Origin of the sequence: Pseudonocardia sp. KRD291, from assembly GCF_019263595.1 — a bacterium.
GTDB lineage: Bacteria > Actinomycetota > Actinomycetes > Mycobacteriales > Pseudonocardiaceae > Pseudonocardia.
Window position 1 is genome coordinate 1 of the sequence record NZ_JADQDD010000238.1, and the last position, 9,967, is coordinate 9,967.

Consider the following 9,967-nt stretch of genomic DNA (forward strand, 5'->3'; position numbering starts at 1 on the left):
TGGGCGCGCTTCGCGTAGGTGACCGTCCACAGGACCAGCAGGCCGATGACGACGAGCGGAGCGACGTTGTTGACGACCACCATCGTCGCGACCGGCAGCGTGTAGGTCAGCACGACACGGATCACGGCCTCGGCGAGCAGCGCCGTCCCCCACGTCGCGGTGATCACCCACTGGGTCCGGCGGAACCCCGCGAACCGCCAGAGCCCGTTCCACCACTCGATCCGGGCCGGTACGCCGCCGGTGGCGAACCGTCGGCCGAAGTAGAACATCAGCGGCCGCGGCGCCACGACCAGCGACCCGAGCATGATCACCCCGAACACCCCGGTCGCCACGGACTCCTTGAGCAGGAACAGCCGGGGGTCGGAGAAGAGCAGCGACGTGACCACGCCGACGGCCAGGAACGCCAGCACGACCACGCTGAACTCGTCGACCCGGCGGCTGCGCACGATCGTGATCAGCATGTCCAGCAGCGGCCCGACCCCGCTGAGCAGCAGCGCGGTGACCTCGCCGTACCCGCGGCCGGTCAGCACGTCGTAGACGACGATCGGCACGACGACGTTGAGCAGGATCATCTGCACCCAGGGCAGGACGTGCGTGACGAACCCGCCACCCGTCGCGGGCCGGTCGGAGGGACGGGAGTCGGTGACGTCTGCCATGGTGACCGTCCTGATGTGACGAGAGGCTTCACGAGCGTGAGCGAAAGTGTAGAACCACATGGGAGTCCGGCGCGACCCCGACGGAGCCCGACCACCGGACTGGTCGCCACGGTGTTCCAGCTCTCCGGACGCTCCGAGCTGCCCGGCGTCGCGCTCGTCGGGCTGCTCGGGGAGTTCGGGCTCGGCACCGCGGCGGCCCGGCGGCACCTGGCCCGGATGCGCGAGGACGGGCAGCTGGCCGGCGTCCGGTCCGGGCGGGGCACGAGCTACCGGATGGCCGGGCCGTTCGGGCGCCGCGTCGTGCAGCTCGGGCAGGAGATCGGCACCGCCGCACCGGCCTGGGAGGGCCACTTCCACGCGCTGCTGTTCGCGGTGCCGGAGAGCCGTCGGGCCTACCGGGACCGGCTGCGCCGGGTCGCGCTCCTGGTCGGCTACGGGCAGCTGCAGCCCGGCGTGCTCATCAGCGTCGGGGACCGGTCCGCCCCACTCGCCGAGATCCTGGCCGAGTGCCCGGACGACGCGCGCGTCACCCGCGCGACGATCGCCCTGGACACCGCCGAGGCCGCCCGGCTGGCCGTCCCGGCCTGGGACCTCGACGACGTCGCCGCCACCCTCACCGGCCACGCCCGCACGATCGAGTCGGTACTCGCCGAGGACACGGCACCGGCCGCGGACGGCGCGACGCTGCGCCGCTTCGGTGAGCTGTTCAACGCCGTGTTCATCGACCTGGTCCGCGACCCGCGGCTTCCGGACGAGCTACGCCCGCCGGACTGGCCCCACCACCGCCTCCTGGCCGCGATGCAGGCGTTGCGCGAGCGCTACCAGCCCCCGGCCGAGCAGTTCCTGCACCGCCGCCTGGCCGACCTGGACCCACACCGACAGCCCCCCGACCGCCGAGACCCGCACTCGTGAACCATGACGAGCGCCGCACGCGCGTCATGGTTCACCACCGCGGCCGGGGGAGGCGGTCGGGGCGTCAGCCGAGTGCGGACAGGGCCGGGCCGAGGCGGTCCAGCGCCGCGGCGGCGACGGTCGTCATGCCCCGTACCCGGTCCGGGCCCTGGTGGTCGGCGGCGAAGCCGAGGTACTGCAGGTGCGCCTGGAACGTCCCCCACTCCCGTTCGACGGCGACGAGGCCCGGCGGGTCGGCCCGGCCGAGGCTCGCGGCGAGGGTCTCGGTGTAGGCCTCGGGGACCGGGTGCGGCGGCGCGTCGGCGGGGCCGGACGGGTCCGGGGCGCGCAGCACCGCGACGTCCAGGCCGGCGGGGGCGACGCGGGCGTTGCCCCAGTCGATCAGCACCGGGCCGTCCGGGTCGAGCAGCACGTTCCCGCGGTGCGCGTCGCCGTGGCACAGCGTGCGCGGCAGCACGGTCAGCGCCCGTCCGACGCGCTCGTCGCACGCCCACGCACGCACCGCCGTCGCGGCGTCGGTGTAGGCCGCGTCCGCGCCCGCCCCCTCCAGCGCGGTCAGCACGGTCGCGCACAGCCGGCGCCACCACGCCGGGTCGACCACCGGGACCCCGCGCGGGCGGTTGCGGCGCCAGTGCGCGTGCACCCGGGCCAGCGTCGTCCACACCGCGTCCGGCGCCGGGCCGTCCGGCGGCGCGGGCGGGCCCGGGTGGTGGGTCTGCACCAGCCAGTCCGGACCCGACGCCAGCATCCTCGGCCGGTCCACCCCGACCACGACGGCCACCGCCCGCAACGCGGCGACCTCCTCCGGACGGGCGGCCTTGAGCACCACCGAGCGCCCGTCGTCGAGGTCCACGCGCTGCACGGCCGACGACACGTACCCGCCGGTCAGCACCTCACGGCCGAGGACGGCGGGGCTCGTGCGGGTGCGGCGGCCCAGGACGCGCAGCCACACGTCGTCGGGCGGGAGGCTCACCGACGCAGGAGCAGCAGCACGACCAGCGCCACCGCGACGCCGATGATCAGCGAGAGCCACGCGTAGGGCAGCGGGCGGCGCTGCCAGGTCCGCCCGGAGTCCAGCGCGACCCGCCCGGCCCCGGCGAACAGCAGCGCCGCGGCACCGCCACCGAGCAGCAGGTTCAGCTCCAGGGAGTTCGGCCCGTCCGCCGAGAACAGCGGCACGCTCCCCCAGCTCACGGCCGCCGCGACGATCTTGGTGGCGAGCAGCCCGGCCGCCGTGATCGGCGTCATCAGCCCGACCACCAGGAAGATCCCGAGCACGAGCTGGCCGATCCCGAGGCCCCAGGCCAGTGTCGAGCCGTGCGCGACGAAGCCCAGCCCGGACACCACCCGTGTCGTCTCGTCCAGGCCCAGCCCGCCGAGCACGCCGAACACCTTCTGCGCGCCGTGCGCGGCGAAGATCCCGCCGACGACCAGGCGCAGGATCAGCAGCCCGATGTCGTAGGAGCCGTGCGCCGGTACCGGGAGCCGCGCCGTGGCGGTCCGCTCCGGCGGCTCGTTCCCGCCGATGGAACCCCAGTCGTACTGCTGGGTGGGCTGGGTCATGCGGGCGAGGCTACCGCTCGGCGGGCCGGCGTCGGCGCAGGTCCGTCAGTAGGCGCCGTGCACGACGTTCGGCGGCTCCTCGCCGCGCACCACGTGCTCGAGCTGCTCGGCGGCCACGCGGTAGGCCCGCCGCATCGCCAGCGGGACGCTGCCTCCGACGTGCGGGGTGAGCAGCAGGCCCGGGACCTCCCACAGCGGGTGGCCCTCGGTCAGCGGCTCCGGGTCGGTGACGTCGACCGCGGCCCGCAGGCGCTCGCTGTTCAGCTCCGCGGCGAGCGCGTCGGTGTCGCAGACGGGCCCGCGCGCGCCGTTGACCAGCACCGCACCGTCGGGCATCGCGGCCAGGAACTCCGCGTCGACCATGCCGCGGGTCTCGTCGGTCAGCGGCACGATCAGCACCGTCGCGTCGTGCTCGGGCAACAGGGCCGGCAGCTCGTCCATGCCGTGCACGCCGTCCCGGGCGGTGCGCCCGACCAGTGTCGTCGTGACGTCGAAACCGTCCAGGCGGCGCACGGTGTTCTCCGCCACGTCACCCGCTCCGACGATGAGGATCTTCTTGCCGGCCAGCTCCTCGGTCTGGTGGTAGTCCCAGCGGCCCTCGTCCTGGGCGCGGACGAAGCGCGGTAGGTGCCGGTAGACCGCGAGCAGTACCGACACGACCCATTCCGCGGTCGCGCCGCCGTGCGCGCCCCGGCCGTCGGACAGGGCGACGCCCTCGGGCAACCGCCCGACCCAGGCCTCGGCGCCGGCGGTGAGCAGCTGCACGAGCTCCAGGTTCGGGATCCCGTCGGTGAGCGCGATGGCGTCGGAGTTCGCCAGGAACGGGGGCACCAGCACGCGCGCGGTGGCCGCCTCGTCGGGCAGCGCGGACTCCGGGTCGTAGAGGACCGGGTGCAGGCCGGAGACCTCGGCGAGGATCTCCGTCCCCTCGGAGTGCGGGACCAGGACGACGACGGGATCACTCATGCCCGGCACGGTACTCACGGGGCGCTCACCCTCGCCCGCCTAGCCTGGGCCGATGCACGGAGTCCGCCGGCGCACCCGCGCGAGCACCACGCCCGGGATCGGCGCACCCGCCCGGCGACGGCTCCTGGCCGGTCTGGCGCTCGTCGTCGCGATGCTGCTCGCCGGGTGCGCCACGTTCCCCGACGACGGCGCGCGCGACTGGCGGGAGCGGGCCGAGGGCCAGGGGGAGCTCGGCGGCCCGCCCGCACTGGCCTCCCCCGAGCCCCCGCCACCGGGGGAACCGCGGCCCGACCAGCAGCCGCAGGGCGGGTCGCCGTCCGCGCCGCAACCGTGCGTCGACCCGGACCCGCAGGTCGTCGCGACCTGCCTGGGCCCGGTCGGCGCCGTCGCGGTGCTGCCGGCCGGCGACGAGGCACTGGTCGGCGAGCGCACGACCGGGCGGGTGCTGCGGGTGAAGAAGGACAGCGCGCCGCAGCTCGTCACGACCGTCCCGGTGGACCCCGCGGCCGGCCTGACCGGGCTCGTGCTCTCCCCCGGCTACGCCGAGGACCGGCTCGTCTACGCGCTCGCCGGCACCGCCACCGACGTCCAGGTGCTGCGCCTGGCCCCCGGCGAGCCGCCGAAGCCGGTGCTGACCGGCATCCCGCGCGGGCCCGGCGGCGCGCTCGCGGTCGACCCGGACGGTTCCCTGCTGGTCGCGACGGGCGCGGGCGCCGGGCCGCTGGCCGGCAAGGTCCTGCGGATCGACACCCTGGGACGCCCGGTGCCCGGCAACCCGGACCCGGCCTCGCCGGTCCTGTCGTCGGGCCTGACCGCACCGGGCGGGCTGTGCGTGGACCCGGTCACCCGCACGGTCTGGGCGACCGACCGCACCCCCACCCGCGACGTCCTGCACCGTGTCACCCCGGGACCGCTCGGCGCGCCCGCCTGGACCTGGCCGGACAAGCCGGGGGTGGCCGGCTGCACGGTGCTGCCCGGCACGCTGGCCGTCGCCGAACGCGGCGCCGGGGCGCTGTTCGTGCTGCGCCCGGGCGAGAACGGCGCGTTCACCGGCGACCCCAGACCGGTCCTGACCGGGACCTACGGCGCGCTCGCGGCCGTCGCGCCGGCCCCGGACGGGCTGATCTGGCTCGGCACCGCCAACAAGGACCGCGGCCGGCCGGGCGCCACCGACGACCGAGTGATCCGGATCCAGCCCCCGAGCGGCGGAGCGGGCTCCGCGGCCTGACCCCTGTCCGGCAGGGCCGCGATGCTTCGCCCCCCGACACCGGGACGCGGGCGGGGCGGGCACCGCCGACACGCGGTGCCCGCCCTGCCCGGGACGACGTCGCCGTTACTCCGCCGAGCAGCGCTCCACCACGAGCTCGCGGACGCGCTTGGCGTCGGCCTGGCCGCCGGTGGCCTTCATGACGGCACCGACGATCGCGCCGGCGGCCTGGATCTTGCCGCCGCGGATCTTCTCCGCCACGTCCGGCTGCGACGCCAGGGCCTCGTCGACGGCGGTGATCAGCGCGCCCTCGTCGGAGACGACCTTCAGGCCGCGCTTCTCGACGACCTGGTCGGGCTCGCCCTCGCCGTCGAGGACGCCGTCGACGACCTGACGGCCCATCTTGTTCGTCAGCTCCCCCTCGCCCACCAGGGCGATGACGCGAGCCACCTGCTCCGGGGTGATCGGCAGGTCGGTGAGCTCCTGCTCGCGGGTGTTGGCCTGCTGCGACAGGTAGGACACCCACCAGGAGCGCGCCTCGCCGGACGGCGCGCCGGCCGCGACGGTGGCCTCGACCAGGTCGAGCGCACCGGCGTTGACCAGGTCGCGGATCTCCTCGTCGGAGACGCCCCACTCGGCCTGGATCCGCCGACGGCGCTCCCACGGCAGCTCGGGCAGCGTGCCGCGCAGCTCCTCGACCCACTCCGGCGACGGCGCGATCGGGACCAGGTCGGGCTCCGGGAAGTACCGGTAGTCCTCGGAGGTCTCCTTGCGCCGCCCGGCGCGGGTGGAGCCGGACTGCTCCTCGAAGTGCCGGGTCTCCTGCACGATCTCGCCGCCGGCGTCGAGGACACCGGCCTGGCGCGTCATCTCGTAGCGCACGGCCCGCTCGACCGAGCGCAGCGAGTTGACGTTCTTCGTCTCGGTACGGGTGCCGAGCTCGCCGGAGGCCTTCGGCGACAACGACAGGTTCACGTCGCAGCGCATCGAGCCCTGGTCCATCCGGACGTCGGAGACACCGAGCGACTTCACCAGCTCGCGGAGCTGGGTGACGTAGGCGCGCGCCACCTCCGGTGCCCGGTCCCCGGTGCCGGGGATCATCTTCGTGACGATCTCGATCAGCGGGACGCCGGCCCGGTTGTAGTCCAGCAGCGAGTACTCGGCGCCGTGGATCCGCCCGGTCGCGCCGCCGACGTGCAGCGACTTGCCGGTGTCTTCCTCCATGTGCGCGCGCTCGATCCCCACCCGCACGGTGCTGCCGTCGTCGAGCTCGACGTCGAGCCAGCCGTCGACGGCGATCGGCTCGTCGTACTGGCTGGTCTGGAAGTTCTTCGGCATGTCCGGGTAGAAGTAGTTCTTCCGGGCGAACCGGCCCCAGGGGGCGATCGAGCAGTTCAGCGCCAGCCCGATCCGCATCGCCGACTCCACCGCGGTCCGGTTGACCACGGGCAGCGAGCCGGGCAGACCCAGGCAGGTCGGGCAGACCTGGGTGTTCGGCTCGGCGCCGAACTCGGTCGGGCAGCCGCAGAACATCTTCGTGTTCGTGGACAGCTCGACGTGCACCTCGAGCCCGAGCGTCGGGTCGAAGCGCGCGACGACGTCGTCGAAGTCGACCAGGGTCGGAGCGGTCACGGGGCAACCTCCGGAACTCGCGCGATCAGCGGACCGCCGTCGTCGGCGTCGCGGGCGGCCTCGAAGGCCGCTCCGACGCGGTACATCAAGGCCTCGCCGAGCGCCGGTGCCATGATCTGCAGGCCGGTCGGAAGGCCGTCGGACAGGCCGCTGGGCACCGACATACCGGCCGTGCCGGCCAGGTTCGTCGGGATCGTGGCCAGGTCGTTGAGGTACATCGCCAGCGGGTCGTCGATCTTGTCGCCGATCGGGAAGGGGACGGTCGGCGTCGTCGGTGAGACCAGCACGTCGGCCTGGGTGAACGCGGCCTCGAAGTCCCGGCTGATCAGCGTGCGGATCTTCTGGGCCTGCCCGTAGTAGGCGTCGTAGTAGCCCGACGACAGGGCGTAGGTGCCCAGGATGATGCGGCGCTTGACCTCGGGGCCGAACCCGGCCTCGCGGGTCGCGGCCATGACCTCCTCGGCGCTGGCGACGCCTCCTCCCGACGACACGGTCGACCGCATGCCGTAGCGCATGGCGTCGAACCGGGCCAGGTTCGACGACACCTCGCTGGGCAGGATCAGGTAGTAGGCCGCCATCGCGTACTCGAAGTGCGGGCAGCTCACCTCCACCAGGTCGGCGCCGAGCTTCTCCAGCCGGCGCAGCGACGCGTCGTAGGCCGTGCGGACGCCGGGCTCGTAGCCCTCGCCGCCCAGCTCGCGCACGACGCCGACCTTCAGGCCGGACAGGTCACCCTCGGCGCCCCGGCGGGCGGCCGCGACCACCGACGGCACCGGCGCGTCGATCGAGGTCGAGTCCAGCGGGTCGTGCCCGCCGATCACCTCGTGCAGCAGCGCGGCGTCGAGCACCGTGCGCGCGCACGGACCGGCCTGGTCCAGCGAGGACGCGCAGGCCACCAGGCCGTAGCGGGACACCCCGCCGTAGGTCGGTTTGACGCCGACGGTGCCGGTGAACGCGGCCGGCTGGCGGATCGAGCCGCCGGTGTCGGTGCCGATCGCCAGCGGCGCCTCGAACGCGGCCAGCGACGCGGCCGAGCCGCCCCCGGATCCGCCCGGCACCCGGCTGCGGTCCCACGGGTTGCGGGTCACGCCGTACGCGGAGTGCTCGGTGGAGGAGCCCATCGCGAACTCGTCCATGTTCGTCTTGCCCAGGATCGTGACCCCGGCCGCGCGCAGGCGGGCGGTGACCGTCGCGTCGTAGGGCGGCTGCCAGCCCTCGAGGATCTTCGACCCGCAGGTGGTGGGCATGTCCCGGGTGGTGAACACGTCCTTGAGCGCCAGCGGCACCCCGGCCAGCGACGACGCCGGCCCGGTCCCCGCGGCGATCCCGGCGTCGACCAGCTCGGCCGACGCGATCGCGGACTCGCCCGCGACGTGCAGGAACGCGTGCACGCCGTTCTCCCCGCCGTCGACGGCGGCGATCCGGTCCAGATGCGCCCGCGCGGCCTCGACCGCGGAGATCTCCTTGGCGTGGATCTTCCCGGCCAGCTCGGCGGCCGTGAGCCTCGTCAGGTCGGTGCTCATGACTCCTCCCCGGGAGAAAGTGCGTCGTCGGTGCTCACTGCTCTTCCCCCAGAATGCGCGGCACGCGGAAGCGGCCGTCCTCCGAGGCCGGGGCCCCGGACAGCGCCTGCTCCTGGTCCAGACCCGGGCGGCGCTCGTCGGCGCGGAACACGTTCTGCAGCGGGACGGCGTGCGAGGTCGGCGGGATGTCCTCGGCGGCGACCTCCCCGACCCGGGCGACCGAGCTCAGGATGACGTCGAGCTGGCCGGCGAACACGTCCAGCTCCGCATCGGTGACGGCCAGGCGCGAGAGCCGGGCGAGGTGCGCGACCTCGTCCCGGCTGATGACCCCGCCCGTGGGGTCGGCGGGGGAATCGGCGGACATGCCCCTCCTCGGGTGTTCGACGTTGGGCGCGACGCCCGGCGAACCGGCGGCTGACGACGTGCGACGCCGGTCCGCGCGGGAACCGGCGCGCTGCACCGGTGCAGCGGCCCAGTCTAGGCCGGTCCGGCTGAGTCCCGGCGGGCGGTGCGACCGGCGTGGACGAGGGTGGCTCTCGTGGCGACGGCGACGCCACGAATGTCCCGCTCGTTCGGATCCGGGACCGGGGCGCGGCGACCGCGATCCGGCCCGGGCTGCGGTCGGTCGTGCCGACGACTGGCAGGATCAGCGTCCGAGCCCGCACCGCGCCGGGGGTGGGCCGAGTGCTGCCATGACACCGGTTTCAGTCGAGGAGAGGACCCCGCACGTGTCGTTCCTGCTCCGGGTGATCGTCCCGGACAAGCCCGGAAACCTCGGCGCGGTCGCCTCCGCACTGGGCGGTGCGGGAGCCGACATCCTCAGCGTGGACGTCGTCGAGCGCGGCGACGGCCAGGCGGTCGACGACCTGGCCGTGGAGCTGCCCTCCGGCCGCCCGCCGGACGTCCTGATCACCGCGGCCGAGTCGGTCCCGGGGGTGTCGGTGGAGTCGGTCCGCCCGCACACCGGGCACCTGGACACCCACCGCGAGCTGGAGCTCGTCGACGAGATCGCGGGGGCGCCGTCGAAAGGGCTGGAGCGGCTCGCCGCCGAGGTGCCGCGTCTGTTCCGGGCCGGCTGGGCACTGGTCGCGGTGAGCGAGAAGGGCCGCTCCTACCGGATCGCGGAGAGCGCCGCCTCACCGGAGACCCGGGCCGGGGACCTCCCGTGGCTGCCGCTCACCTCCGCCGTCGCCCTGGACGAGCGGCACTGGGTCCCGGACCCGTGGCGTGCGCTGGACACCGAACTCGCCGCCGCGCCGTTCGGCACCGGCACCCCGCCGAAGACGCTGGTGGTCGGACGCCCCGGCGGCCCGGTCTTCCGCCCGTCCGAGCTGGCCCGCCTGTCCCACCTGGCCGGCATCGTCGCCACCGTCCTCAACGCCTGACACCCAACCTGGCCCACCCCCTTGGCGCGTCATGGCTCCACAACGCGCCCTCCATGGCCCCTTTGGGGCGTTATGGCTCCACAACGCGATGTTCGTGGCTCACCCGGCGCGTTATGGCTCCAC

The 9,967-nt window shown here is 74.6% G+C and carries 10 protein-coding genes; 3 read left to right on the top strand and 7 right to left on the bottom strand.

Features of this window, described 5'->3' with window-relative positions; translation table 11 throughout:
• The coding region (locus tag I4I78_RS25050; RefSeq protein WP_218613946.1) for a VC0807 family protein at positions 1–656 on the bottom strand (656 nt) is incomplete at its 3' end.
• A gap of 111 nt (positions 657–767) precedes the next feature.
• On the opposite strand from I4I78_RS25050, the gene I4I78_RS25055 reads away from it, so the two are divergent.
• Positions 768–1,568, top strand: a complete 801-nt coding sequence (locus I4I78_RS25055) for a PaaX family transcriptional regulator C-terminal domain-containing protein (RefSeq protein WP_218613947.1) — start codon at positions 768–770, stop codon at positions 1,566–1,568.
• A gap of 64 nt (positions 1,569–1,632) precedes the next feature.
• Here I4I78_RS25055 and I4I78_RS25060 read toward each other — a convergent pair whose 3' ends face one another.
• The 3 genes from I4I78_RS25060 to I4I78_RS25070 are packed head-to-tail and all read right to left on the bottom strand — an operon-like array spanning position 1,633 to position 4,097.
• Complete coding sequence (locus I4I78_RS25060; RefSeq protein ID WP_218613948.1) at positions 1,633–2,541, bottom strand: aminoglycoside phosphotransferase family protein; 909 nt, start codon at positions 2,539–2,541, stop codon at positions 1,633–1,635.
• Positions 2,538–3,131 (bottom strand): DoxX family protein, encoded by a 594-nt coding sequence (locus tag I4I78_RS25065; RefSeq protein ID WP_218613949.1) that lies wholly within the window; start codon positions 3,129–3,131, stop codon positions 2,538–2,540. The genes I4I78_RS25060 and I4I78_RS25065 overlap by 4 nt, the downstream gene beginning before the upstream one ends.
• 45 nt (positions 3,132–3,176) lie before the next feature.
• Positions 3,177–4,097 carry a 2-hydroxyacid dehydrogenase gene (locus tag I4I78_RS25070; RefSeq protein ID WP_218613950.1) on the bottom strand — a complete coding sequence of 307 codons (921 nt, stop codon included), beginning with the start codon at positions 4,095–4,097 and terminating at the stop codon, positions 3,177–3,179.
• 52 nt (positions 4,098–4,149) lie between these two features.
• On the opposite strand from I4I78_RS25070, the gene I4I78_RS25075 reads away from it, so the two are divergent.
• Positions 4,150–5,325, top strand: a complete 1,176-nt coding sequence (locus I4I78_RS25075) for a sorbosone dehydrogenase family protein (RefSeq protein WP_218613951.1) — start codon at positions 4,150–4,152, stop codon at positions 5,323–5,325.
• 105 nt (positions 5,326–5,430) lie between these two features.
• On the opposite strand, the gene gatB is transcribed toward I4I78_RS25075, so the two are convergent.
• From gatB to gatC, 3 genes are read right to left on the bottom strand one after another with little or no spacing between them, the layout of a single operon-like run.
• Entirely contained in the window at positions 5,431–6,936 is a 1,506-nt protein-coding gene (gatB, locus tag I4I78_RS25080; RefSeq protein WP_218613952.1) for an Asp-tRNA(Asn)/Glu-tRNA(Gln) amidotransferase subunit GatB, read from the bottom strand.
• Complete coding sequence (gene gatA / locus I4I78_RS25085; RefSeq protein WP_218613953.1) at positions 6,933–8,459, bottom strand: Asp-tRNA(Asn)/Glu-tRNA(Gln) amidotransferase subunit GatA; 1,527 nt, start codon at positions 8,457–8,459, stop codon at positions 6,933–6,935. The genes gatB and gatA overlap by 4 nt, the downstream gene beginning before the upstream one ends.
• 34 nt (positions 8,460–8,493) lie before the next feature.
• On the bottom strand, positions 8,494–8,823 hold the full coding sequence (gene gatC / locus I4I78_RS25090) for an Asp-tRNA(Asn)/Glu-tRNA(Gln) amidotransferase subunit GatC (protein WP_218613954.1): 330 nt from the start codon (positions 8,821–8,823) through the stop codon (positions 8,494–8,496).
• A 364-nt stretch (positions 8,824–9,187) separates the two neighbouring features.
• Between gatC and I4I78_RS25095 the strand changes: the two genes are divergently transcribed.
• Entirely contained in the window at positions 9,188–9,844 is a 657-nt protein-coding gene (locus I4I78_RS25095; protein ID WP_218613955.1) for an amino acid-binding protein, read from the top strand.
• The last annotated feature ends 123 nt before the right edge of the window (positions 9,845–9,967 follow it).